Origin of the sequence: Cellulomonas sp. ES6, from assembly GCF_030053835.1 — a bacterium.
GTDB lineage: Bacteria > Actinomycetota > Actinomycetes > Actinomycetales > Cellulomonadaceae > Cellulomonas.
Genome location: NZ_CP125655.1, coordinates 3,087,128 through 3,110,754, shown reverse-complemented (window position 1 = coordinate 3,110,754; position 23,627 = coordinate 3,087,128). Strand labels below are relative to the sequence as shown.

Sequence of the window (23,627 nt, the reverse complement as noted above, 5' to 3'; positions counted from 1 at the left end):
GCCGGCCCCCGCCGTCAGGGCCGCCGGGGGGCGGCCGTACGTCAGCCCCGCGTGAGCAGCAGCAGCGTCGCGTCGTCGTCCGACCCGGGGCTGCGCAGCCGGGCCGCGAGGTCCGCGAGGCCTCCGGCCCGGGGCGTGCCGACGTGCTCGACCGTGCGCTCCATCGCGACCCGGAGCGACTCGCCGCGCCGCTCGATGAGCCCGTCCGTGAGCAGCAGCAGGGCGTCGCCCGGCTCGAGCACCAGCGACTCGGAGCGCGGGTCGCCCTCCAGCAGGCCGACCAGCGGCGAACCCAGCGGACGCCGCCACGCCGCGGTGCCGTCCGCGCGGACCACGAGCGGCGGCAGGTGCCCGGCGGAGGCGTGCTCGACGACGCCGGTCGCCGGGTCGAGCACCGCGAGCGCCAGGGTGGCCATCTGCCCCGGCAGCGTCCAGCGCGCCAGCCGCCCGACCCGCCCCAGCACGACCGACGGCGGGGCGGCGTCCAGCAGGTACGCGCGCACCGCGTTGCGGAGCTGGCCCATCGCCGCGGCCGCGGGCAGCCCGTGCCCCGTGACGTCGCCGACGGCCAGCGCCAGCCGGCCGTCGCCGAGCACCAGGACGTCGTACCAGTCGCCGCCCACCTGGCCGGAGCCGGACGGTTCGTACCGGGCGTCCACCGCCCACCCGGGCACGACGGGCAGGGTCGTCGGCAGCAGCGTGCGCTGCAGGGCGCGCGCGGCACCCACCTCGGCCCGGCCCCGGCGGAACAGCGCCTCGACGAGGTGGTTGCGCAGGTCCGCGGCGTTCCCGGCGTGCCGGCCGTCCCAGGGCAGCGAGCGACCCCGGACGTGCTCCCGCCACAGCGCGAACGACGTCCGCGGGCCGAGCCGGACGCCGCCCTCCTCCTGCACGGTGACCTTGCCCTGCGGGTCGCCGCCCCAGTCGACCGTCCGCACGACCTCGTCGCGGACCCAGACGACGGTGCCGCCGTCCGGGAGGGCGAACGCCACCACGCCGGCGACGCCCGGCGGCTCCGGCGCACCGGGCTCCCCGGCGAGCCGGTCGGTCGCCACGACGCCGTCGCCGAGCGCGCTCCCCCACGCCGCGAGCCTGTGGCACGCCTCGTCGTCCGGCACCCGGCCGCGGGTCGCGAGGTCGCCGCCGGCGCACACGACGACGCCGTCCGCCGGCACCAGCTCCAGGAGGTCCCCGGTGCGGGTGAGCGCCTGGGCGAGGCGCACGTCCTCGTCGCGGCTCGCGCCGACCAGGCGGGCGAGCACCCCGGACGCGCGCCGCGACTCCGCCAGCAGGTCCTCCTCGACCTGGGCCACGAGCCGCGCCGACAGCGCCACGCCGAGGAACTCGGAGGCGGCCCGCACGCCGTACGACGGCGCGTGGGGGCCGGCGTAGTGGTGGCAGGCGACCATGCCCCACAGCCGCCCGTCGCGCAGCAGCGAGATCGACATCGACGCGCGCACGCCCATGTTGCGCAGGTACTCGCAGTGGATCGGCGAGACGCTGCGCAGCGTGGCGTACGTGAGGTCCAGCGGGCGCCCGCTCAGCGGCTCGTCGACGGGCACCACCGGGACGGGCACGTAGTCGACGTCGGAGATCAGCCGGACCCAGCTCTTCTCGTACATCGCCCGCGCCTGCGGCGGGATGTCGGAGGCCGGGTAGTGCAGCCCGAGGAACGGCTCGAGGTCGTCCCGGCGCGCCTCCGCCACCACCTCGCCGTTGTACTCGGCGTCGAACCGGTAGATCATCACGCGGTCGAACCCGGTGAGGCTGCGCACGTGCCGGGCCGCCCGGTCGTACAGCCCCTCGAGCGTCCCGGCCCCGTTCAGGTCGGCGATCGCGTCGCGGACCAGCTCGTACGTGCTGCCGTACGTCAGGGGGCGCGGGCCGTCCGCGGGCTCGAGCTCGACGACGAACACCGGCCCCGGGTCGGACGCCGTGGCGGGCGGCGGGCGGTGCACCACCACGTCCATGACCACCGCGCCGTCGCCGGCGCCGACCTGCACGAGTCCGGGGTTGCGGGTGCGGTGGTCCGCGAGCGCGGCGACCTGCTCGAGCACCACGCGCGCGGCGGGCTCCCCCAGCACCTCCGGGAGCGGGCGGCCGAGCACCCCGTCGACGCCCGGGCCGAGCAGCTCCGTCGCGTTCGCGGAGCACTGCAGCACGACGGCGCCGGCCTCGCGCACCACGAGCAGGTAGCCGCGCGGCTGCACCGAGCCGGGGATGTGGATGGGCTCGCGCGCGCAGTTGTCGAGGTCGACCGGCTCCCCGGGAGGGACGAGGACGTGCTCCGTCACCGACGGCCCCCTCTCGCGGACCCGGCGCGGCCGGCCGTCATGCCGACCCCCGACGACGAGGCCACCGCCGACCTTCGCAAACGGGTCGTCCGCTGGCAAGTGCGGCGGTCAGCGGCCCGCGAGCGCCATCACGACGGTGCCGGCGGCGGCCGCCGCGACCGTCAGCACGGCCGTGCCGAGCAGGTTGGCCACCGCCCGGCCCCGCTCACCCGCCTGCACGAGCCGCACCGTCTCGACCGCGGCCGCGGAGAACGTCGTGTACCCCCCGCAGAAGCCGGTCGCCAGCAGGAGCTGCCACGTCGCGGGCAGGCCCAGGTAGACGTGCGCCCCCGCCACCAGCCCGATGAGGAACGAGCCGGTGACGTTCACGGTCACGGTCGCGACGGGCAGCACGGTCCGGCCGCGTGCGCGGATGGTGCCGTCCACCCAGAACCGCGCCGCGGCGCCCGCCCCGCCGGCCAGCGCGACGAGCAGGGCGCCCGTCACGCGCGTCCTCCGCGGACCCGGGCGACCAGGCCCACCACGGCGACCCCCGCCGCCGCGCACGCGACACCGGCCACCAGGGTCGCGCCCGCGTAGGCGAGCGCCGTGCCCGCCGCACCCTCCGCGAGCAGCCGCTCCGTCTCGAGCGCCAGGGACGAGAACGTCGTGAAGCCGCCCAGCACCCCCGTGCCGAGCGCGAGCCGCGCCCGCAGCACCCCCGGCGTCTCCGGGCCGCGCCGGCCGAGCGCCTCGAGCAGCACCCCGAGCAGGAACGCGCCCACGAGGTTCGCCGTCAGCGTGGCCACCGGCCAGCCGTGCTGCACCGGCAGCGCCTGCGCGAGGCCGTAGCGCCCGAGCGAGCCGGCCGCGCCGCCCGCCGCGACCAGGAGCGCGAGCCCCGCACGACGGTGCGCCGGGCGGACGGACGCTGCCGGCGGGGAGGACGCGGGGGGACCGCCCGCCGAGGCGGGGACGGCGGACGGACGGGACGTGGCGGGCTCCTGCGGGAGGGAGGACGGCGGGCCGGGAGCGGGACCGCCCGGGACGGGGCCATCCTGACGCACCCGGGCGACCGCCCGCACCGCGACGCACCGCGACGCAGCGGCGACGCACCGCGCCCCGCAGTGCGTCGCCGCCCCCGCGGTGGCTAGGGTTGGACGAAGACGCTGGCCGAGGGAGGACACCGTGGGCAAGGCCGAGGACGAGACCCGTCGGCCCGGGCTGTTCAGCAGGCTCGCCGAGCCGCTCGCGGAGCGGACCCGCGAGCGCATCGAGCACGTCGAGGACCGCGTGCGGCGCTCGATCCAGTCGGAGATCGACGCCGTCAGTCGCTCCGTGCGGGCACGGGCCGTGCAGGTGCGCCCCAGCGCCATCGCGTTCGCCGTCGCGCTGCTGCTGACCGTGTTCGGCCTCGCCCTGCTCGTCACCGCCGGCGTGGTCGCGCTGGCCCTGGTGCTGCCGCTGTGGCTGTCCGCGCTGCTGGCCGGCGTGCTGCTCGTCCTCGTCGCCGCCGGGTGCGCCGCGTGGGGCCGCAGCAAGCTGCCGCAGCCCGTCCGCGTGGCGCCGGCCGGCACCACCCCGGCGCCCGACGCCGAGGAGCTCGTGCACCCCTGGACGGACTGAGGGCGCATCCCGGGCGCCGCCCACCTGCGCCGATCCGCAGGACGCGCCAGACTAGGCAGAACGCCTCACGAAGGAGCACCGGATGACGACGACATCGGGCAGCGGGTCCGGCCCGGACCAGCAGTCTGTCGGCCAGCTCATCAGCCGCCTCGCCGAGCAGTCCGCCCGGCTCGTGCGTGCCGAGATCGACCTCGCGAAGGCCGAGCTGGCCCAGAAGGCGAAGGCCGCCGGCATCGGCGCGGGGCTGCTGGCCGGGGCCGCGTTCCTGGGCTTCTTCACGTTCGTCGTGCTGCTGACCACCGTGATCCTCGCGCTGAGCGAGGCGGTGCCCCCGTGGCTCGCCGCGCTGATCGTGCTGGTGGTGCTCGCCGCCGGCACGGCCGTGCTGGGGCTGCTGGGCGTCAAGAGCCTGCAGAAGAGCACGCCGCCCGCCCCGGAGAAGGCCGTGGCCGGCATCAAGGAGGACGCCGAGACGGTGTCCCGGTCCGTCAAGGAGGGCCTGCGCCGATGAGCGACTCCACGCCCAAGCCGTCCATCGCGGACCTGGAGAGCGAGATCGTGCTGACCCGCGCGGAGCTCGCCGGCACGGCGGACGCGCTCGCCGCGCGGCTGAGCCCGAAGCGCCAGGTGGCCGACGCCCGCGCGGGTGCGGAGAAGCTGCTGCGCGACGCGGTCGGCACGGACCCGGCCGCCGACCCCGCGAACCGGGGGCGTGCCCGCGCCGTGCTGGCCGCGGGCGTGGGCGGGCTGGCGCTGCTGGTGGTGCTGGCGGTCCGGCGCTGACGGGCGCGGCGACCCCGCCGACCCGGGCGCCCGCGGTGGGCGCCCGGCCTCAGCCCCGCGCCTCGAGCGCGAGGAGCGCGCGCTTGACCTCGAGCCCGTAGTAGTAGCCGCCGAGCGTCCCGCCCGTCCGGAGCACCCGGTGGCACGGCACGAACGGCGCGACGAGGTTCCGGGCGCACGCCGAGCCCGCCGCCCGGACGGCCGTCGGGCTGCCCGCGGCCAGCGCGAGCTCCGCGTAGGTGACGGTGCGGCCCGGGGGGATGGCCCGCATCGCCTGCCACGCCCGCTGCTGGAACGGTCCGCCGGCCTGCTCCACGGGCACCGCGTCGAGCGCGGTCGGCTCCCCCGCCGCGTAGCGGGCGACCGCGTCCGCCACCCGCGCCGGGCCGTCTCCCTCCCGGGACAGGTCCTGCGCGGCCACGACGCGGTGGCCCCGCACCGCGGTGGCGGCCGGCAGCCGGGCCGCCATCGCCGCCACGGGCGCGAACCCGGCCGCGCGCACCACGCCCTCGGGGGTGAGCAGCACCGCGAGCTCTCCCGCGGGGGTCGCGAAGGTCGTGGCGAGCAGCGGTCCGGCACCGGCCGGCGCGGACCCGGCGGGGTGCTGCGGGACGGGCGGCGCCGAGGGAGCGGTCGTGAGGGGCCCGGCCGTCGCGGGCTCGGTGGTCGTCATGGCTCCATCCTGCGGGGTCGGCGGGGCGCGTTCTGGCGGTCCTCGGACATCACGGCCCGTCGTCCGCCGCGGTGGCGGTCCACAGGTGCTGCGCGGCGTAGCCCCGCCACGGCCGCCAGCGGGCGGCGCGGTCGCGCAGCCCGCGTGCCGGGAGCGCGTCGGACCCACCGCCCAGGTACCGGCCGGCCGCGCGGCGGAGCACCAGGTCGCCGTCGGGGAACGCGTCCGGGTCGGCCAGCGCCCGCAGCGCGACGTACTCCGCCGTCCACGGCCCGACGCCGGGCAGCGCCAGCAGAGCGTGCCGCGCCGCGACCCTGTCGGCCGACGGGTCCAGCCGCAGGCCGGCCGCCACCGCACCCGCCACCGCCAGCACGGTCGCCGCGCGCGACCCCGTCAGGCCGAGGGCGCGGAGCTCCGCCACGGGGACCGCGGCGAGGCGCTCCGCCGCCGGGAACGCGCGCAGGCCGCCGGGCCCCGGGGAGCCGTACGCCGCGACGACCCGGCCCGTGAGCGTCCGGGCGGCCCCCACCGACACCTGCTGCCCCAGCACCGCGCGGACGGCGAGCTCGTACCCGTCGACCGTCCCGGGCACCCGCAGACCCGGGCGTGCCGCCACGAGGGGGGCGAGGGCGGCGTCCTCCGCCAGCACCGCCGCGACCAGCGCGGGGTCGGCGTCCAGGTCCAGCCACCGCCGCACGCGCCCGACGACCGCAGCCAGGTCGCCGAGCGAGGCGAGCCCGAGGTCCAGGTCGACGCGCGAGCCGTCGTCCGCGAGCCGCACCGTCGCCGCGGCCGGACCGTGCGCGGCCGGCACGAGCCGCCGAACGGTGAACGCACCCCCCGACGCGTCCGCGACCTCCAGGCCGGGCACGGCCCGCCGCTCGACGTGAGCGAACCACGCGCGGGCGTCGTACGGCGGCCGGTGGCGCAGGTGCAGCGTCAGGTGCGCCGCGTCGACGGGCGACCGGGCCGGGGGACGTCCGACGCGCCGCCGGGCCGCCCGCCGGTCGCCGCGGGCCGCGTCCCGCCGCCGCGACGAGCGGCCGGGGCGTCCCGCCCCGCGGGTCCGGGCTGCGCGGCGGCGGCCCGGCGCCGGGTGCGCAGCGCGCGGGGCGCGGCGCCGAACGTCGCGCGCATGACGTCGTTGAACTGGCGGACGCTCGCGAACCCGGCCGCGAACGCGACGTCCGCCATCGGCAGGGTGGTCTCGTCCAGCAGGTGCCGCGCGAGCTGTGCCCGTCGGCTCCGGGCGATCTGCGCGGGCCCTGCCCCCATCTCCGCGACGACCACCCGCTGCAGGTGCCGGGCGCTGACGTGCAGGCGCTCCGCGAGGCCCTCGACGCCGACCTCGTCGACGACCCCCGACGCGATCGCGCGGACCGCCTGCGCGGCGAGGTCGGCGCGGGCGTCCCACTCCCTGCTGCCGGGGAGCGCGTCGGGCCGGCAGCGGCGGCAGGCCCGGAAGCCCGCGGCGACGGCCGCGGCCGCGGAGCGGTAGTAGCGGCAGTTGTCCGGACGCGGCGTCCGCGCCGGGCAGGACGGGCGGCAGTAGACGCCGGTGGAGGTCACGCCGAGGTACAGCCGGCCGTCGTAGCGCGGGTCCCGGCCGCTGACGGCCCGGTACGCGACGTCACGGTCGATCCAGGCAGGCAGGTCGTCCTGCGGGAGTGTCGTGGTCACCGCCCCACCCTCGTCCGTCGCGGACCACCATTCTGGCGGTCCTCGGACGCGGCGGTGCCGTGGTGCCCGCCCCGGCCGAGGGGCGGTGCGTCGTCAGGAGTCGCTGTCGCGCTGGCCCGGGATGCCCCCGAGCAGCTCGCGCACCTCGGTCTCGCGGTACCGGCGGTGCCCGCCGAGCGTGCGGATCGAGGACAGCTTGCCGGACTTGGCCCAGCGGGTGACCGTCTTGGGGTCGACGCGGAACAGCGTGGCGACCTCGGACGGGGTCAGCAGGATCTCGTTCTCGGTGTGGGGGGCGGACACGTCAGACCTCCTCGTGGTGACGACCGGTTGTCACACCCGTCGTCCGTGCTGTCAGGTTCCTGGCCGGAGCCGGCTCCGCTGCCGGACCCACGGTCAGGAAGCGTGTCGTCGACGACCTCATGTGCGTACCCCCCTAGCGCCCCCGCCGCGACCACTCTGTCACGTCGAACTCCACACAACTAGTACCAACGTCCCATCTCCGGACAAGCGGTAACTATTGGGACACTGTAGGTCGTTCCGGACATGACTGCGCGTCGACACGGTGGTCCGAACGGGCGGTCCTGCCGCACGCGCGTTCACCCGGACGGCCCTGTCCGCGCGCCGCCCGGCAGTCACAGCGACGTGACCACCGGCTTCGTCCGGACCGGCCGGCGACTCCCCTCCCGAGGGTCCGGCCACCCGCGACCAAGGTCCCGCACCGGCCCGTGGTGGAGGTCACATCGCGGACGGTCCGCCCAGCCCTCGGGACGGGCCCGCGTACGCCTCCCCGCCCGGCGGGCCCGCCGCGGCCGCCACGAGGCCGCTGACCGGGCCCCGGACGCCGGCGCCGGACACGCGCCGGTGCGACCCGCATCACCCCGGGGGCGAGTGGTCGGAATGCCGGGCGACCATGTACCGTTGCGACACGAACAGACGATTCAGCACCCCGGGGCCGCACGTGTGAGCACGGAGCCGCCCCGCTTCCACGTTAGAGGGGGTCGATGCCATGGGGCGCGGCCGTCAGAAGGCTAAGCAGACGAAGGTGGCCCGGGAGCTGAAGTACTTCAGCCCTGACACCAACTACCGGGCCCTCGAGCAGGAGCTCAACGGGCGCCGCAGCGACCTCGTCACCGACAGCCGACAGGACTCCGACGACGAGGGTGACGACTACTCTCGCTGGCCCGACGAGCGCTGAATCACGGGCCGGACGCCACGCCCCGCGTGACGCCGGCCCCGCCGCGGACCACTGCGGCCCGCACCGCTGACCGCTGCGTCCCACGCCGTCGGGCGTGACCACGTCGCCCGGCGCCACGGCCGCACCGCCCGGCACGCCGAGGCCCCGTGCCCGGCGGACCGGCGGCCGTCCGGACGGGGCGCCCTGACGGCGCTGCGCGGCGACGGCGGGACCGGACCGGGCCCGGCCTCAGACCGTGCGGTAGCTGCCGCTCAGCCGGACTGCGCCGCCCTGCACGCCCTTGGTGCCGGCCACGAGGTCCGCACCCAGCGCCGCCGTGTCCCGCTCCGGGTCCAGCGCGCGCACCTCGCCCAGGTGCCAGGCGGTCAGCCCGAGCTCGGCCGCGTGCTCCCGCACGGCGTCGGCCTCTGCGGCGTCGACCACCGCGACCATGCCGACGCCGAGGTTCAGCGTGCGCTCGAGGTCCGTCCACGGCACCCCGCCGGCGGCCTGCACCAGCGAGAACACGGGCGGCAGCGTCCACGACCCGCGCGGCACGTCGGCCACCAGCCCGGCCGGCAGCACGCGCGCGACGTTGGCCGCCAGCCCCCCGCCGGTCACGTGGCTGAACGCGTGCACCCCGCCCGCGGCCCGCTCCACGAGCGCCAGGCAGTCGGCCGCGTACACCCGGGTCGGCTCGAGCAGCTCCGCGCCCAGCGTGCGCCCGAGCTCCGGGACGTCGCGGTCCAGCGACCAGCCGGCGACCTCGACGACGCGGCGCACCAGGGAGTACCCGTTCGAGTGCAAGCCGGAGGACCCGAGGGCGACCAGCACGTCCCCCGCGCGCACCCGCTCCGGGCCGAGCAGGCCGTCGGCCTCCACCACACCGGTCGCCGCACCCGCGACGTCGTACTCGTCCGGGCCGAGCAGACCGGGGTGCTCCGCGGTCTCGCCGCCGACCAGCGCCGTCCCGGCCACGGAGCAGGCCGCGGCGATGCCGCGCACGACGTCGGCGATCCGCTCCGGGACGACCCGCCCGCACGCGATGTAGTCGGTCATGAACAGCGGCTTCGCGCCCACGACCACGATGTCGTCGACCACCATGCCGACCAGGTCGAACCCGATGGTGTCGTGCACGTCCATCGCCTGCGCGATCGCGACCTTGGTGCCGACCCCGTCCGTCGAGGTCGCCAGCAGCGGCCGGCGGTACCCCACCAGCGCGGACGCGTCGAACAGCCCGGCGAAGCCGCCGACGCCGCCCAGCACCTGCGGGCCGTGCGTCGCGCGCACGGCGTCCTTCATCAGCTCGACGGCCTTGTCGCCCGCCTCGGTGTCCACGCCGGCGGCGGCGTAGGTGATGCTCTCGGTCACGGGTGCTCCAGCGCGTTCGAGCCACCGGTCCCCTGGACCAGGGTGGCGAGTCCGTCCTCGGGCGGGCCGAGCGGCAGCTCGTTCTGCTCCAGCAGGTGCTTGCCGAGCCGGTCCTGCGACGGCAGCTCGATGGGGTACGTCCCGGTGAAGCAGGCGGTGCACAGCTGCGAGGCAGGCTGCTCCGTCGCGGCGATCATGCCGTCCATCGAGATGTAGCCGAGCGAGTCGGCCCCGAGCGACGCGCCGATCTCCTCCACGGCCAGGCCGTTGGCGATCAGCTCGGCGCGGGACGCGAAGTCGATGCCGTAGAAGCAGGGCCACTTCACCGGCGGGCTGCTGATCCGCACGTGCACCTCGGCGGCGCCGGCCTCGCGCAGCATCCGGATCAGCGCACGCTGGGTGTTGCCGCGCACGATCGAGTCGTCCACGACCACGAGGCGCTTGCCGCGGATGACCTCCCGCAGCGGGTTGAGCTTGAGCCGGATGCCGAGCTGGCGCAGCGTCTGCGAGGGCTGGATGAACGTCCGACCCACGTAGGCGTTCTTGGTCAGCCCCTGCCCGAACGGGATGCCGGACGCCTGCGCGTAGCCGACCGCCGCAGGGGTGCCGGACTCCGGGACCGGGATGACGAGGTCGGCCTCGACCGGGTGCTCCTGCGCCAGCCGGCGACCCATCTCGACGCGCGCCGCGTGCACGGACCGGCCGGAGATCGTGGTGTCGGGCCGGGCCAGGTAGACGTACTCGAAGACGCAGCCCGCGCGCTGCTGGCGCTCGGTGAACCGCTGCGTGCGCAGGCCGTCGGCGTCGATCGCGACCAGCTCGCCGGGCTCGATCTCCCGGACGAACGACGCGCCGACGATGTCGAGCGCGGGGGTCTCCGACGCCACGACCCAGCCGCGCTCCAGCCGGCCGAGCACCAGCGGCCGCACACCCTGCGGGTCGCGCGCGGCGTACAGCGTGTGCTCGTCCATCCACACGAGGCTGAACGCGCCGCGCAGCCGCGGGAGCACCTCCAGGGCGGTGGCCTCGAGCGTGTGGTCCTGGTCGCCCGCGAACAGCGCCGTCACCAGCGCGGTGTCGGTGGTGTTGCCCCGCGCGAGCTCGCCGCGCCGCTGCGCGCCGTACCGCTCCGCGACCAGGTCGACGAGCTCGGCGGTGTTGGTCAGGTTGCCGTTGTGCGCCAGCGCGACGGTGCCGCCGGCGGTCGCGCCGAGCGTGGGCTGCGCGTTCTCCCACGTGCTGCCGCCGGTCGTGGAGTACCGCGCGTGCCCGACGGCGATGTGGCCGTGCAGGGCGTTCAGCGCTGTCTCGTCGAAGACCTGCGAGACCAGGCCCATGTCCTTGTAGACGAGCAGCTGCTCGCCGTTGGACGTCGCGATGCCCGCGGACTCCTGCCCGCGGTGCTGCAGGGCGTACAGCCCGAAGTAGGTGAGCTTCGCGACCTCCTCACCGGGAGCCCAGACCCCGAAGACGCCGCACGCGTCCTGGGGTCCCTTCTCGTTCGGCAGGAGGTCGTGGTTCAGCAGTCCGTCTCCGCGGGGGGCCACACGACCATGGTGTCACACCGCCGGGCGGGCGCCCGACCCGGGCCGGGTGCCGGGCAGGACGGCGGGCGGGGCGGACGGCGGGGCCCGCGGGCGGTCAGCGGGGCCGGGCGCCGCCGGCGTCGTCGCCGGCCGCGCGCCGCACGCTGCGCCGCTCGGCCAGCACCGCGAGACCCGCGCCGGCGAACGCCCCGACGAAGGCGCCGATCACCGCCGACACCAGCCGGGCACCGCCCTGACCCTCGAACAGGCTGATGAACGCCGTCCCGTCGGCGACCACCTCGCTCGACGGGCCGGCGACCAGTGCCGCGACCAGGCCGACCAGCGCGCCGACGAGGACCCCGGCCGTGATGAACGCACCGACCTTCGGCGCGCGGCGCACGCGCGCCGGCTCGGCCACGCGGGCGAGGGCGGCCTCGTCGAGCGGCCCGGCGGGCTCCGGCTCGGCCGCGGGCCCGTCGGCGGTTCCCGGCGCGACCGGGGCCTCCGGCTCGGGCGCGGGCGCGCCGGCGGGGCGCGGGTCGTCGGGCCGTCGGTCCGGGCTGCTCGCTGCGGTCACCCCGGAATCCTAGGTCGGGGCGCGGCGGCCCTAGGCTCGACGGCATGGGAGCCGCCGACGCCGCCGCGCCGCGGTACCCGTCGACGATCGCCGCGCCGGTCGAGCACGAGCTCGTCGTGAAGAAGTCGCGGTTCCTCGCGCTCGTGCACCCCGTGGCGAGCGTGGCCGAGGCCGACGAGGTCGTCGCCGCCGTCCGCAAGCGGTCGTGGGACGCGCGTCACCACTGCGTCGCCCTGGTCGTCGGCCCGCACGCGGAGCAGCAGCGGTCGACCGACGACGGCGAGCCCTCCGGGACGGCCGGCGTGCCGATGCTCGAGGTGCTGCGCCGCCGCGAGCTCACCGACGTGGTGGCGGTCGTGACGCGGTACTTCGGGGGTGTCCTGCTCGGCGCGGGCGGCCTGGTCCGCGCCTACTCGACGGCGACGTCGGAGGCCCTCGACATCGCCCGGCTGGTCCGCCGCAGCGCCGCGGTGCGGGTCACCGTCGACGCACCGCACGCCGACGCCGGCCGGCTCCACGGTGTGCTCCGGGAGTGGGCGGCCGGGCACGACGCCGGGCTGGAGGACGTCGCGTACGGCGCGGCGGCGCGGTTCACGCTGCTGGTACCGCCCCCCGAGCTCGATGCGCTCGACGCGGCCGTCGCGGCGGCGACCGCCGGCACCGTCCACGCGGTGCGCGGGGGCACCGAGGTCCTGTCGCGCTGAGGCGGCCCGGCGGCGGCGCCGGCGCGGGGAGCGGTCCGCCCCGGCCGTGCCCGCACCGCTCGCGCGCCGCGCGTCAGCACCACTCCCGGCCGGTGCCGGCGGGCGGTCGCGTCACCGCGCGCGGGTCGCCTGCAGGGGCAGCCAGGCGGACAGGTCCGCGCGCTCCCCCGAGGCGTGCACCCGCCCGGCCCCGACCGCGTCGTCCCACGTGAGCGCGCCCGTCACCAGCTCCAGCCACGTCTGCGGGTCCGTCTCCACGACGTTCGGGGGCGTGCCGCGCGTGTGGCGCGGACCCTCGACGGCCTGCACGGCGCCGTCCGGTGGCACCCGGACCTCGACGGTGTGGCCCGGCGCGACATCGGCCAGCTCCTCGAGCGTGAACCGCACGGCGGTGCGACGCGCCCGGGTGTCGGCGGGGTCGGCGCGCCACGCGGCGACGGCGGCACGGCCCGCGGCGGGCTCGGTTCGGCGGCGGGGAGGCATGCTGCCATTGTCCCGGCCATCGGGCGGTCGGCGCCGCCCGTGCGAGCATGCCGTCATGAGCGACGCCCCGCAGCCCACGCCCCCGACGTCCGAGCAGACGCGCCCCCGTGCCGGCCGGGCGGCGCTGTGGGGGAGCCTCGGCGCCGCGGTCGCCGGGCTCGCCGCGGTCGGCACGGTGATCGCCCTGGCGGTGCGCGCGGGCTGACCTCGACCCCGGCGACGGGCGGGTGCCGCGGGCCCTTCTCAGCGCGGCGGCCGCGCCCGCTGGAACCGGTGGTACGCCGCCGTGGCCCGGCGGGTGCGGTGGCGCTCGGCGGCGGCGAGCCCGGCGTCCACGCGGCGCTCCTGGTAGGCGGCCTCCCGGGCCAGCCGGCGCCACGAGTCCAACCGCCGAGCGCTGAGCGAGCCGTCCTCGACCGCCGCCAGCACCGCGCACCCCGGTTCGCTCCGGTGCGCGCAGTCGGCGAACCGGCAGTCCTCCGCGAGCTCGGCGACGTCGGCGAACGCCGTCTCCAGCGCCGCGGCGTCCGCCACCAGCCCCACGCCCCGCAGCCCCGGCGTGTCGATCAGGCTCGCTCCGCCCGGCAGCGGCACGAGCTCGCGGTGCACCGTGGTGTGGCGCCCGCGGCCGTCGGCGCGCCGGTCGCCGGTCGCCATGACCTCCGCCCCGGCGAGGGCGTTCACCAGGGTCGACTTCCCCGCCCCGGACGGCCCCACGACGACGAGGGTGCGCCCCGGGCCGAGCAGCGCCCGCAGCGGCTCCAGCCCGGTGCCGGCCGTGACGCTCACCGCGTGCACGTCCGCGCCGATCGCCACCGCCCGGACCTCGTCGGCCATCCCCTCGGGGTCGGGCACCAGGTCCGCCTTGGTCAGCACGACCACCGGCACGGCGCCCGAGCGCCAGGCCAGCGTCAGCAGACGCTCCACGCGGCCCGGGCTCGGGTCCGGGTCGAGGTGCTCGACCACCAGCACCACGTCGACGTTCGCGGCCAGCACCTGCTCCCGGGACGTGCGGTCGGCGCCGTCGCGCACCACCGCCGTGCGCCGCGGGAGGACGGCGACCAGCCGCGGGCCACCGTCCGCGCCGTCGGCGCCCAGCAGCACCTCGTCGCCGACCGCCGGCGGCACGCGCTCACCGGGCGCACCGGCCGCGTCGAGCACCGGCACCAGGCCGTCGCCGGGCAGCGCGACCCGGAGGACGTCGCCTGCACCCGCGCCCGGGACTGCACCCGCAGCCCCGTCGGCGTCCGCGGACACGTCGGCGTCCGCCCCGCCGGAGCCACCGGGCAGCACGAGCACCGCCCCGCGGTCGACGCGCACGACGCGCCACGAGGCGACCTCACCGGGATCGACGGACATGCCCCGACCGTAGGAACCGCCCCGCGGCGGACGCGAGCCATTTCCGCGGCTCCGTCCGACCTGCGCCCGCGGTTCCGTCCGCCGAGAGTCCAGGACACGCCGCGAGTCCGCGCCGAACCCGGGCGTGTCCTGGCATCTCGGCGCAGATCGCACGCAGGCGGGCGCGAGCGGGCGCGCGCGGCACGCGGGCGGGTCCCGCGGCCGTGCAGGTCAGCCGAAGTAGCGCGGGAGCGTCGCCTCGGCGACCTCGCGGGCCTCGGGCAGCGGGAGCGTGAACAGCCCCTTCACCTCGACGGCCGGGGTGTGGACGTGGTCCTCGGGCAGGTCGGCGGTCGGCGCGCCCGCACCGGGGCTGCACGTCTCCGCCGTGACGCCGAGCCGCAGCGCGGGGACGCCCTGCGCGGTGCACAGGTCCTCGAACCGCACGGCCTCCGAGCGCGGCACGGCCACGAGGGCGCGCGCGGTGGACTCGCTGAACAGCGCCTCGAACGGGGTCACGCCGTCGCGCTCGCACAGCCCGACGAGGTCCACCTGCACGCCCACGCCGTACCGCAGCGACGACTCGACGAGCGCCTGCGCCAGACCGCCCTCGGACAGGTCGTGCGCGGCGTCGGCCAGGCCGTCCCGCGACGCCCGGACCAGCACGGTCGCGAGCCGGCGCTCCGCGTCCAGGTCGACCCGCGGCGGCACCCCGCCGAGGTGCCCGTGCGCGACGTCGGCCCACGCGGAGCCGTCGAGCTCGGGCCGCGTGGTGCCCAGCAGGTAGACGGTCTCCCCCGCCGTGGTCCAGCCGGACGGCGTGGCCTCGGCGACGTCGTCGATGACGCCCAGCACGCCGACGACGGGAGTCGGGTGGATGGCGGAGTCGATCTTCCCGGGCTCGCCGGTGCCGTTGTACAGCGACACGTTGCCGCCCGTCACCGGGGTGCCGAGCACCGCGCACGCGTCGGCGAGGCCCTCGATCGCCTGGACGAGCTGCCACATCGACGCCGGGTCCTCGGGGCTGCCGAAGTTGAGGCAGTCCGTGACGGCCATGGGGCGGGCGCCGGACGCGGCGACGTTGCGGTACGCCTCGGCGAGCGCGAGCTGCGCGCCGGTGTACGGGTCGAGCTTGGCGTAGCGGCCGTTGGCGTCGGTCGCGAGCGCGACCCCGAGGCCGGTCGTCTCGTCGACGCGGACCACGCCGGCGTCGTCGGGCTGCGCGAGCGCGGTGTTGCCCTGCACGAACCGGTCGTACTGGTCGGTCACCCAGGACTTCGACGCGAGGTTCGGCGAGCCGAGCAGGTCGAGCACGGTGGCCCGCAGCTCCGCCGGGGTCGACGGCCGCGCGTACCGCTGGGCGCCCTCGGCGGTGCTGACCGAGTCGGCGACGAGGCCGTCCTGCCACTCCGGGCGGGAGTACGGCCGGTCGTAGACGGGGCCCTCGTGCGCGACGGTCTTCGGGTCGACGTCGACGATCCGCTGCCCGTGGTGGTCGATGGTGAGGCGGCCGGTGCCGGTGACCTCGCCGATGACGGCGGTCTCGACGTCCCACTTCCCGGTGATCGCCAGGAACTCGTCGAGCTTCTCGGGCGTGACGACCGCCATCATCCGCTCCTGCGACTCCGACATGAGGATCTCGCCGGCCGTCAGGGTGGGGTCGCGCAGCAGCACGTTCTCGAGGTCGACGTGCATGCCGCCGTCGCCGTTGGACGCGAGCTCGGACGTCGCGCAGGAGATGCCGGCCGCGCCGAGGTCCTGGATGCCCTCGACCACGCGGGCCGCGTACAGCTCCAGGCAGCACTCGATGAGCACCTTCTCCATGAACGGGTCGCCGACCTGGACGCTCGGGCGCTTCGACGGCTTGGTGTCGTCGAAGGTCTCCGAGGCCAGGATCGAGGCGCCGCCGATGCCGTCGCCGCCGGTGCGCGCACCGAACAGGACGACCTTGTTGCCGACGCCGGAGGCGTTGGCCAGGTGGATGTCCTCGTGGCGCAGCACGCCGAGGCACAGCGCGTTGACCAGCGGGTTGCCCTGGTACGAGGCGTCGAACACGAGCTCGCCGCCGATGTTCGGCAGGCCGAGCGAGTTGCCGTAGCCGCCGACGCCGGACACGACGCCGTGCACCACGCGCGCGGTGTCCGGGTGGTCGACCGCGCCGAACCGCAGCTGGTCCATCACGGCGACCGGGCGGGCGCCCATCGAGATGATGTCGCGGACGATGCCGCCGACGCCGGTCGCGGCGCCCTGGTACGGCTCGACGTACGACGGGTGGTTGTGGGACTCGACCTTGAACGTCACGGCCCAGCCGTCGCCGATGTCGACGACGCCCGCGTTCTCGCCGATGCCGACCAGCAGGTGCTCGGTCATCTCGGGCGTGACGCGCTCGCCGAACTTCCGCAGGTGCGTCTTGCTCGACTTGTAGGAGCAGTGCTCGGACCACATGACGGAGTACATGGCGAGCTCGGCGGCCGTGGGGCGGCGCCCGAGGATGTCGCGGATCCGCTGGTACTCGTCCGGCTTGAGGCCGAGCTCCGCGTACGGCTGCTCGAGGTCCGGGGTGGCCGCGGCGTGCTCCACGGTGTCGGACACGTGGCCCGGCGTGGGGCCGGCGGGCTGCTCCGCGGGCTCGGTGGGCTGCTGCGAGGTGGGCGCGCTGGTCATCGAATCCCTCGGGCTGGTGGGCCGGCGGAGCGCAGCGGCGTCCGGGGTGGACGGCCGTGAAGCGCCCGGCCGGGCGGGCGTCGGCAGACACCGCACAGGCTACCGGCGCCCGCGGCGGCCCCGGACACTCCGCCGGCACCCGGCACGCCGCGCCACGCGGACGCCCTGACAGACTGGGGCCGTGATCTCCTCGCGTGGCGCCGCCCGGTCGGCGGTGGCGCTCCTCGCGGTCGCCGTCCTGGCCGGGTGCACCGGCACCGGGACCGGCACCGGGACGCCCGACGGGACTGCGTCCCCGACGTCCTCGACGGTGGCCACGCCCACCGACCCGGACTCCCTGCGCGCAGCGGGAACCGCCGTGACCTCGGGCGACGTGACGCTGACGGCGTGGCCGCCGGTCGCCGTCGTCGGCCCGGCGGACGAGGACGGCGCCGTGACGCTGACCGTGCCGCTGCCGCAGGTCGAGGACGCCTCCGCGTCGGTGCTGCCCGTCGCGACGCTCGTGCCGCCGCCCGGCGCGACGCTGGACCTGCTCGGGGACGACTCGGCCCTGGTCCGCGGCGCCGACGGCGGCGTCCTCGCGGCGCTCGGGACCCCGGTGCTCGGCGGGGAGGCCGCGGGTGCCGGGCTGCACCTGCAGGTCGACGCCCGGGACGACGGCACCCTCGACTGGTCGGTGGTCCGGCCCGTGCTGACCGACGGCACGATCGACGCGGACCCGTCGCCCGCCGGCACGGTGACCGCCGTGGTGGCGGCGTCCGCGCTGCGCAGCGCCACCTGGGCGGACCGCGACGACGAGGGGGGCCTGAGCCTCGCCGTCGTCCCCGCGGCGTGGGCGCGCACCGGCGGGCTCGCGGCGGAGGAGGCGCTGTGGGCGCAGCTCGTCGCGCAGGCGCCCGAGGCGGACACCACCGGCGTGCGGGACCAGCTCACCTGCCACACGATCGGCGCGCCGGACAAGGAGTCGTGGAACCTCGAGCCGTGGCGTCCGGACGTCGGCCTGCTCGCCACCCTCGCGGCGCGGTGCAACCCGGAGTGAGCACGTCGCACGGTCCTGCGTGACGGACGCCTCGTCGCCGCACGACACCGTTGTTGCTACAGTCTTCAACATCATGCGCCAGACGACCTCCCCCGCACGCACCCGCGCCTGTCGAGCCTCCTCGGCCGCCGCGTGCTGCTGTCGTCGCTGAGCCGCTCCCGCTGAGCTCCCCGGGTCCGCGCACCGCCGCCGACCCCGCGAGCCGCACCTGAGCCGGACGCCGCCCCGGCCCTCGACCGGCGCGACCGGACCACGCGCCGCCCCGTCCCGGCTCCCCCGGCGCCCGTCGTCACGCGCCGGCCGGGCGGCACAGGCCCCCGGTCGCCGCACCCGGCACCTCGGATCCCCTCGTCCGGACACGCCCCGCACGCCCGTGAGCAGGGCTCCGACGGGCGCCGGCAACGCACCACCCCGCACCACCCCCGTGCCCGGCACCCCGCCGCGCCCCTCCCGGAAGGACCACCACCGTGAGCACCCGCCGATCCCGCCGCGCCCCGCTCGGCGCCGCCCTGGCCGTCGTCGCCGCCCTGGCGCTGGCCGCCTGCGGCTCCGGCTCCGGCTCGGGCGGCTCGACCGCCGACGCCGGCACCCCGGACGCGTCCGCCGAGATCGTCATCGGATCGACCAACGAGCCCACCGGCCTGGTCCGCAACGTCGGCGGCTCGTCGGGCGTCTCCCAGACCATGACCCGCAACGTCTTCGAGGGCCTCACCTCGGTGGACGTCGACGGCCAGGTCGTCCCGACGCTCGCCGAGTCCTGGGACGTGTCCGACGACGGCCTGACGTACACGTTCCACCTGCAGCCGGACGTCACGTTCCACGACGGCACCCCGCTGACCGCGGACGACGTGGTGTGGAGCATCTCCGAGGCGATCGGCCCGGAGTCGAAGTCCGCCCGCAAGAGCGACCTGCTCGTCATCCAGCAGGCCACCGCGGTCGACGACTCCACCGTCGAGCTCGACCTGTCCCGCCCGTCGCAGGGGCTGACGTTCTACCTGGCCTCCGTCACGATCGTGAAGGACGGCGACACCGAGCTGACCAGCGACAACGGCACCGGCCCCTACCGGTTCGTCGAGTGGGTGCAGGGCGACCACCTCACCATCGAGAGGTACGACGGCTACTGGGGCGAGCCCGCGAAGAACGCCGGCGTGACGTTCCGGTTCTTCCAGGACACCACCGCGCTGAACAACGCGCTGCTCACCGGCGACCTCGACCTCGTCATCGCGGAGGACTCCCCGGACCAGCTCGTGCAGTTCCAGGACAACCCGGACTTCACGATCACCGAGGGCACCTCGACCACCAAGCAGCTGTGGGCGTTCAACGACCGCGAGGCGCCGTTCAGCGACGTCCGCGTCCGCCAGGCGCTCTACAAGGCCATCGACCGTGAGGCGATCCTGTCGGCGGTGTGGGACGGCTACGGCCAGGTCATCGGGTCGATGGTCCCGCCGACCGACCCGTGGTTCGTCGACCAGGCCGACGTGCACGCGTACGACCCGGACGCCGCCGAGGCGCTGCTGGCCGAGGCGGGCGTGAGCGACCTGGAGATCTCCGTGGACTACATCCCGGACGACACCACCGAGGCGATCCTCGCGCTGCTCACCAAGAACCTCGCCGCCGTGGGCGTCACCCTGACGCCGAACCCCATCGACGACGCCACCTGGTACCAGAAGGTCTACACGGACCACGACTTCCAGACGACCCTCATGGGCCACGTGAACCCGCGCGACGTGCTCTGGTACGCGAACCCCGACTTCTACTGGGGCTACGACAACCCGCAGGTGCAGGAGTGGGTCACCCAGGCCGACGAGGCGGCCACCGAGGCCGAGCAGGTCGACCTGCTGACGCAGGTCAACGAGACCATCGGCGAGGAGGCGGCGTCCGCCTGGCTGTACCTGGACCCGCAGATCCGCGTCGCCCGGGCCGACGTCACGGGCTTCCCCGTCGACCAGGTGACCGAGTCGTTCTACGTCGCCGACATCGTCCGGGAGTCCTGAGACCGTGCGCCTCGCACTGCTGCGGATCGGCTCGCTGCTGATCTCCCTCGCCGGAGCGAGCGTCGTCGTGTTCGTCGTCCTCCGGCTGCTGCCGGGCGACGCCGCGGGCGCCACCCTGGGCGTGGGCACCACCACGGACCAGCTCGACCAGCTCCGCTCGGAGCTCGGGACGGACCAGCCGGTGGTGACGCAGTACGTGCAGTGGCTCGGACAGGTGGTCCGCGGGGACCTCGGCACGTCCTTCGTGTCGAGGCTCCCCGTGGCCGACCTGATCACGCAGAAGCTGCCCATCACCGTGCCGCTCAGCGTCGCGGCGTTCGTCCTCGCGGTGCTCGTGTCGGTGCCCCTCGGCGTGATCGCCGCGGTGCACCGGCACGGGCCCGTCGGGGTCGCGGTGTCGGCGGTGTCCCAGCTCGGCGTGGCCGTCCCGGTGTTCTGGGTCGGCGTGCTGCTGGTGCTGGTGTTCGCCCTGCGGCTCGGCGTGCTGCCGGCCGGGGGCTTCCCGCGGACCGGCTGGGAGGACCCGGCGGCCGCGGTGCGGGCGCTCGTGCTGCCCGTCGTGACCGTGGCGATCGCGATGTCGGCCGTCATGGTCCGGTACGTCCGGTCCGCCACGCTCGACGTCCTCGACCAGGACTACCTCCGCACCGCCCGCGCGCTCGGGTACGGGCGGTGGCACGCGCTCGCCCGGCACGGCCTGCGGAACGCCGCGGTGCCCGTCGTGGCGATCCTCGGCATCGAGCTCGCGACGTCCCTGCTCGGGGCGGTCGTCATCGAGAACGTGTTCGCGCTGCCCGGGCTCGGCACGCTGCTGCTCGACTCCGTGACGTCGCGCGACCTGCCGGTGGTGCAGGCACTGGTGCTGCTGCTGACCGCGGTGGTGCTGGTGACGAACACCCTGGTCGACCTGGGGCAGCGGGCGATCGACCCGCGGCTGCGCCTGGCGAAGGAGGTGGCAGCGTGACCGAGCTCGCGACCCCGACGACGGCGGCCGGCGCGGCCCTTCCCGGCGTCGCCGCCGATCCGGCCGCCCGCCGCGCCCGCCGGCTCCCGCCGTCCCTCGTCGCCGGCGCCGTCCTGGTCGGGGTCGTCGCCCTCGTCGGCCTCGTCTCGCTGGTCTGGACCCCGTACGCGCTGGACGACACCGGCAGCGGCGCGCGACTCGCCGGCCCGAGCGCCGCGCACTGGGGCGGCACCGACCGCCTGGGCCGCGACCTGCTGAGCCAGCTCATGACCGGCGCCGGCAACGCCCTGGTCGTCGCCGCCGCGTCGATGCTGGTCGCCGGGGTGCTCGGCGTGACCGTCGGCGTCCTCGCCGGCGCGACCCGGCGCTGGGTCGACGTCACCCTGCTGGCCGGCGTCGACCTGCTCATCGCCTTCCCGACCCTGCTGCTCGCGATGCTCATCGTCACCGTGCGGGGCGCGTCCCTGTCGTCGGCGATCTGGGCGATCGGCATCTCCGGGTCCGCCGTCATCGCCCGGGTCACGCGGGTCAACGTCGCGCGCGTGCTGCGCGAGGACTACGTCACCGCCGCGCACGCCGCCGGCACCGGCTGGTGGGGCACCGTGGGCCGGCACGTCGTGCCGAACGTCTGGCCGACGCTGCTCGTCCAGCTCATGCTGCTCGGCGGCGGCGCGGTGCTCGCGGAGGCGTCCCTGTCCTACCTCGGGCTCGGCGCCCCGCCGCCCAACGCGTCCTGGGGCCGGCTGCTGCACGAGGCGCAGTCCACGATGCTGGTGCAGCCGTGGGGCGCGATCCTGCCCGGCGTCGCGATCGTCATCACCGTGCTCGGCCTGAACCTGCTGGGCGACGGCATCCGGGAACGCACCGACCCGAGCCTGCGAGGTGACCGGTGACCGCGCCCCACGCCGCGCCCGCGCCCCTGCTCTCCGTCGAGGACCTCACCGTCACCACGTCGACGGGCCGCCGCCTGCTCGACGGCGTGACCTGGTCGCTGCCCGCCGGCGGCCGGCTCGGCGTCGTCGGCGAGTCCGGCTCCGGCAAGTCGCTGACCGCCCTGGCGGTGCTCGGCCTGCTGCCCGACGGCATGCGCGCCACGGGCCGCGTGCTGCTGGACGGCGAGGACCTGCTCGCGCTGCCGCCGCGGCGGCTCGCGCGGGTGCGGGGCGCCCAGGTGGCGATGGTGTTCCAGGAGCCGCTGACCGCGCTCGACCCCCTGATGACCGTCGGGCGGCAGATCACCGGGCCGCTGCGGCTGCACCGCGGGCTGCGTGGGGCGGCGGCGCGCGAGGAGGCCGCCCGGCTGGCCCGCCTCGTGCACCTCGACGACACCGAGCGCATCCTCGGCTCCTACCCGTGGCAGCTGTCCGGCGGGCAGCGGCAGCGCGTCGCGCTGGCGACGGCCCTGGCCTGCGAGCCGCGCGTGCTGCTGGCCGACGAGCCGACCACCGCGCTCGACGTCACCGTGCAGGCCGAGGTGCTCGACCTGCTGGACGACCTCGTGGACCGCACCGGCGTGGCGCTGGTGCTCGTCTCGCACGACCTGCCCGTGGTCGCCCGCGTCGCCCGGGACCTCGTCGTCATGCGCGACGGCCGGGTGGTCGAGCACACGTCGGTCGCCGCGGCGCTCGCCGGCGGGGAGGCCGCGTACACGCGGGAGCTGGTGGCCGCCGCCCGGGCGGTGACGGGGCTGCCGGGGTCGGGCGCGGCCGCGCGCGCCGGGGCCGCCGGGCCCGCCGGGCCCACCGAGTCCGCCGACGACACCGTCACCGCCGGCCCTGCCGGCACCGCCGGCCCCGACAGGAGCACCCCGTGACCGCCCCGCTGCTCGAGGCCGCCGACGTCACCCGCGTGTTCGGCGGGACCACCCGCGCGCTGGACGGCGTGTCCGTGCGCGTCGAGGCGGGCCGCAGCATCGGCATCGTCGGCGAGTCCGGCTCCGGCAAGTCGACGCTGCTGCGCCTGCTGCTCGGGCTGGACTCCCCGACGTCCGGGGTCGTGCGCTACCGGGGCGAGACCCTCGACCGCCGCGACCGGGCGCTGCTGCGCCGGCTGCGCGCCGATGTCCAGCCGGTGTTCCAGGACCCGCGCTCCTCGCTCGACCCACGGATGCGGATCGGGGCGGTCGTCGCCGAGCCGCTGCGCTCGCTGCGCGTCCCCGGCGACCACCGGGCGCGCGTCGCGGAGGTCCTGGCGGCGGTGGGCCTCGACCCCGACGTCGTGTCGCGGTACCCGGCGCAGTTCTCCGGCGGGCAGCGGCAGCGGATCGCGATCGCCCGTGCGCTCGCCCCGTCGCCGTCGGTGCTGGTCGCGGACGAGCCGGTGTCGGCGCTCGACGTGTCGGTGCGCGGGCAGGTCGTCGAGCTGCTGCAGCGGCTCGCCGCCGAGCAGGGGCTGACGCTGGTGCTGGTGTCGCACGACATCGCGGTCGTCGGGCGGCTGTGCGAGCAGACCGTCGTGCTGCACCACGGCCGGGTCGTGGAGGAAGGCGCGACCGCGTCCGTGCTCGCGGAGCCGCGGGAGGCGTACACGCGGCGGCTGCTCGCCGCGGTGCCGCAGCTCCCCGCCTGACACGAGCGCGCGAGCGCACGTCCGCGACCCCGCGAGCGCGCGTCCGCGACCCCACCCGCACATCCGGGACCCCGCGAGCGCAGGCCGAGCGGCCAGAAGACGGTCGTCCCCGGGCGCCCGGACCCCCGGTTGCCGACCTCTCGCGGCGGAGCGAGCGCAGGCGGCGTGCGCGTCGGGACCGAGCGCG

General features: G+C 76.7%; 25 protein-coding genes. 12 read left to right on the top strand and 13 right to left on the bottom strand.

The annotated features are described in order from the left end of the window. Positions 1 to 41 precede the first annotated feature (41 nt). From P9841_RS14480 to P9841_RS14470, 3 genes are all read right to left on the bottom strand, one after another. Entirely contained in the window at positions 42 to 2,294 is a 2,253-nt protein-coding gene (locus P9841_RS14480) for a SpoIIE family protein phosphatase (RefSeq protein WP_283319345.1), read from the bottom strand. Positions 2,295 to 2,402: 108 nt separating this feature from the next. Beyond that, the gene (gene crcB / locus P9841_RS14475) at positions 2,403 to 2,780 is read right to left on the bottom strand and encodes a fluoride efflux transporter CrcB (RefSeq protein ID WP_283319344.1); all 378 of its coding nucleotides are present in this window, start codon (positions 2,778 to 2,780) and stop codon (positions 2,403 to 2,405) included. Beyond that, positions 2,777 to 3,340, bottom strand: coding sequence for a fluoride efflux transporter FluC (locus P9841_RS14470; RefSeq protein ID WP_349306902.1), 564 nt, complete (start codon positions 3,338 to 3,340; stop codon positions 2,777 to 2,779). Before P9841_RS14470 ends, crcB begins: the two co-directional genes overlap by 4 nt. Positions 3,341 to 3,461: 121 nt before the next feature. Between P9841_RS14470 and P9841_RS14465 the strand changes: the two genes are divergently transcribed. The 3 genes from P9841_RS14465 to P9841_RS14455 all read left to right on the top strand — a co-directional run bounded on the left by P9841_RS14465 (position 3,462) and on the right by P9841_RS14455 (position 4,682). Then, positions 3,462 to 3,899, top strand: a complete 438-nt coding sequence (locus tag P9841_RS14465; RefSeq protein WP_283319343.1) for a phage holin family protein — start codon at positions 3,462 to 3,464, stop codon at positions 3,897 to 3,899. Positions 3,900 to 3,981: 82 nt separating this feature from the next. Next, positions 3,982 to 4,410 carry a phage holin family protein gene (locus tag P9841_RS14460; RefSeq protein WP_283319342.1) on the top strand — a complete coding sequence of 143 codons (429 nt, stop codon included), beginning with the start codon at positions 3,982 to 3,984 and terminating at the stop codon, positions 4,408 to 4,410. Then, positions 4,407 to 4,682: a DUF3618 domain-containing protein gene (locus P9841_RS14455; protein ID WP_283319341.1), complete on the top strand. Its 276-nt coding sequence runs from the start codon at positions 4,407 to 4,409 to the stop codon at positions 4,680 to 4,682. Before P9841_RS14460 ends, P9841_RS14455 begins: the two co-directional genes overlap by 4 nt. A gap of 49 nt (positions 4,683 to 4,731) precedes the next feature. Here P9841_RS14455 and P9841_RS14450 read toward each other — a convergent pair whose 3' ends face one another. From P9841_RS14450 to P9841_RS14435, 4 genes are all read right to left on the bottom strand, one after another. After that, positions 4,732 to 5,355: a methylated-DNA--[protein]-cysteine S-methyltransferase gene (locus P9841_RS14450; protein ID WP_283319340.1), complete on the bottom strand. Its 624-nt coding sequence runs from the start codon at positions 5,353 to 5,355 to the stop codon at positions 4,732 to 4,734. A 49-nt stretch (positions 5,356 to 5,404) separates the two neighbouring features. Beyond that, on the bottom strand, positions 5,405 to 6,286 hold the full coding sequence (locus P9841_RS14445) for a DNA-3-methyladenine glycosylase family protein (RefSeq protein WP_283321967.1): 882 nt from the start codon (positions 6,284 to 6,286) through the stop codon (positions 5,405 to 5,407). 8 nt (positions 6,287 to 6,294) lie between these two features. Further along, on the bottom strand, positions 6,295 to 7,035 hold the full coding sequence (locus tag P9841_RS14440) for a bifunctional transcriptional activator/DNA repair enzyme AdaA (RefSeq protein ID WP_283319339.1): 741 nt from the start codon (positions 7,033 to 7,035) through the stop codon (positions 6,295 to 6,297). Between the two features lie 93 nt (positions 7,036 to 7,128). Next, positions 7,129 to 7,338 (bottom strand): BldC family transcriptional regulator, encoded by a 210-nt coding sequence (locus P9841_RS14435; RefSeq protein ID WP_222170399.1) that lies wholly within the window; start codon positions 7,336 to 7,338, stop codon positions 7,129 to 7,131. Between the two features lie 706 nt (positions 7,339 to 8,044). On the opposite strand from P9841_RS14435, the gene P9841_RS14430 reads away from it, so the two are divergent. Further along, complete coding sequence (locus P9841_RS14430; protein ID WP_283319338.1) at positions 8,045 to 8,233, top strand: DUF3073 domain-containing protein; 189 nt, start codon at positions 8,045 to 8,047, stop codon at positions 8,231 to 8,233. Between the two features lie 228 nt (positions 8,234 to 8,461). Here the strand turns inward: P9841_RS14430 and purM are convergent, their stop codons facing one another. The 3 genes from purM to P9841_RS14415 all read right to left on the bottom strand — a co-directional run bounded on the left by purM (position 8,462) and on the right by P9841_RS14415 (position 11,686). Then, positions 8,462 to 9,583 carry a phosphoribosylformylglycinamidine cyclo-ligase gene (purM, locus tag P9841_RS14425; protein ID WP_283319337.1) on the bottom strand — a complete coding sequence of 374 codons (1,122 nt, stop codon included), beginning with the start codon at positions 9,581 to 9,583 and terminating at the stop codon, positions 8,462 to 8,464. Next, positions 9,580 to 11,130: an amidophosphoribosyltransferase gene (gene purF / locus P9841_RS14420; protein WP_283319336.1), complete on the bottom strand. Its 1,551-nt coding sequence runs from the start codon at positions 11,128 to 11,130 to the stop codon at positions 9,580 to 9,582. The genes purM and purF overlap by 4 nt, the downstream gene beginning before the upstream one ends. Before the next feature lie 94 nt (positions 11,131 to 11,224). Further along, positions 11,225 to 11,686, bottom strand: a complete 462-nt coding sequence (locus P9841_RS14415; RefSeq protein WP_283319335.1) for a histidine kinase — start codon at positions 11,684 to 11,686, stop codon at positions 11,225 to 11,227. 44 nt (positions 11,687 to 11,730) lie between these two features. Between P9841_RS14415 and P9841_RS14410 the strand changes: the two genes are divergently transcribed. Continuing rightward, complete coding sequence (locus tag P9841_RS14410; protein ID WP_283319334.1) at positions 11,731 to 12,390, top strand: IMPACT family protein; 660 nt, start codon at positions 11,731 to 11,733, stop codon at positions 12,388 to 12,390. 111 nt (positions 12,391 to 12,501) lie between these two features. On the opposite strand, the gene P9841_RS14405 is transcribed toward P9841_RS14410, so the two are convergent. Next, positions 12,502 to 12,873, bottom strand: coding sequence for a sterol carrier family protein (locus P9841_RS14405; protein WP_283319333.1), 372 nt, complete (start codon positions 12,871 to 12,873; stop codon positions 12,502 to 12,504). Positions 12,874 to 12,928: 55 nt separating this feature from the next. On the opposite strand from P9841_RS14405, the gene P9841_RS14400 reads away from it, so the two are divergent. Further along, entirely contained in the window at positions 12,929 to 13,078 is a 150-nt protein-coding gene (locus tag P9841_RS14400) for a hypothetical protein (protein WP_283319332.1), read from the top strand. A gap of 38 nt (positions 13,079 to 13,116) precedes the next feature. On the opposite strand, the gene rsgA is transcribed toward P9841_RS14400, so the two are convergent. Then, the gene (gene rsgA / locus P9841_RS14395; protein ID WP_283319331.1) at positions 13,117 to 14,232 is read right to left on the bottom strand and encodes a ribosome small subunit-dependent GTPase A; all 1,116 of its coding nucleotides are present in this window, start codon (positions 14,230 to 14,232) and stop codon (positions 13,117 to 13,119) included. Between the two features lie 210 nt (positions 14,233 to 14,442). After that, the gene (gene purL, locus P9841_RS14390) at positions 14,443 to 16,875 is read right to left on the bottom strand and encodes a phosphoribosylformylglycinamidine synthase subunit PurL (RefSeq protein ID WP_283319330.1); all 2,433 of its coding nucleotides are present in this window, start codon (positions 16,873 to 16,875) and stop codon (positions 14,443 to 14,445) included. Between the two features lie 181 nt (positions 16,876 to 17,056). Here purL and P9841_RS14385 point away from each other — a divergent pair, with 181 nt between their 5' ends. From P9841_RS14385 to P9841_RS14360, 6 genes are all read left to right on the top strand, one after another. Next, complete coding sequence (locus tag P9841_RS14385; RefSeq protein WP_283319329.1) at positions 17,057 to 17,914, top strand: DUF2599 domain-containing protein; 858 nt, start codon at positions 17,057 to 17,059, stop codon at positions 17,912 to 17,914. 467 nt (positions 17,915 to 18,381) lie between these two features. Further along, positions 18,382 to 19,908, top strand: a complete 1,527-nt coding sequence (locus P9841_RS14380) for an ABC transporter substrate-binding protein (RefSeq protein ID WP_283319328.1) — start codon at positions 18,382 to 18,384, stop codon at positions 19,906 to 19,908. A gap of 4 nt (positions 19,909 to 19,912) precedes the next feature. Continuing rightward, positions 19,913 to 20,872, top strand: a complete 960-nt coding sequence (locus tag P9841_RS14375; protein WP_283319327.1) for an ABC transporter permease — start codon at positions 19,913 to 19,915, stop codon at positions 20,870 to 20,872. Beyond that, entirely contained in the window at positions 20,869 to 21,765 is an 897-nt protein-coding gene (locus P9841_RS14370) for an ABC transporter permease (RefSeq protein ID WP_283319326.1), read from the top strand. The genes P9841_RS14375 and P9841_RS14370 overlap by 4 nt, the downstream gene beginning before the upstream one ends. Continuing rightward, positions 21,762 to 22,685, top strand: a complete 924-nt coding sequence (locus tag P9841_RS14365) for an ATP-binding cassette domain-containing protein (protein WP_283319325.1) — start codon at positions 21,762 to 21,764, stop codon at positions 22,683 to 22,685. Before P9841_RS14370 ends, P9841_RS14365 begins: the two co-directional genes overlap by 4 nt. Continuing rightward, a complete protein-coding gene (locus tag P9841_RS14360) occupies positions 22,682 to 23,440 on the top strand; it encodes an ABC transporter ATP-binding protein (RefSeq protein WP_349306901.1) in 759 nt (252 codons plus the stop codon). Before P9841_RS14365 ends, P9841_RS14360 begins: the two co-directional genes overlap by 4 nt. Positions 23,441 to 23,627 lie beyond the last annotated feature (187 nt).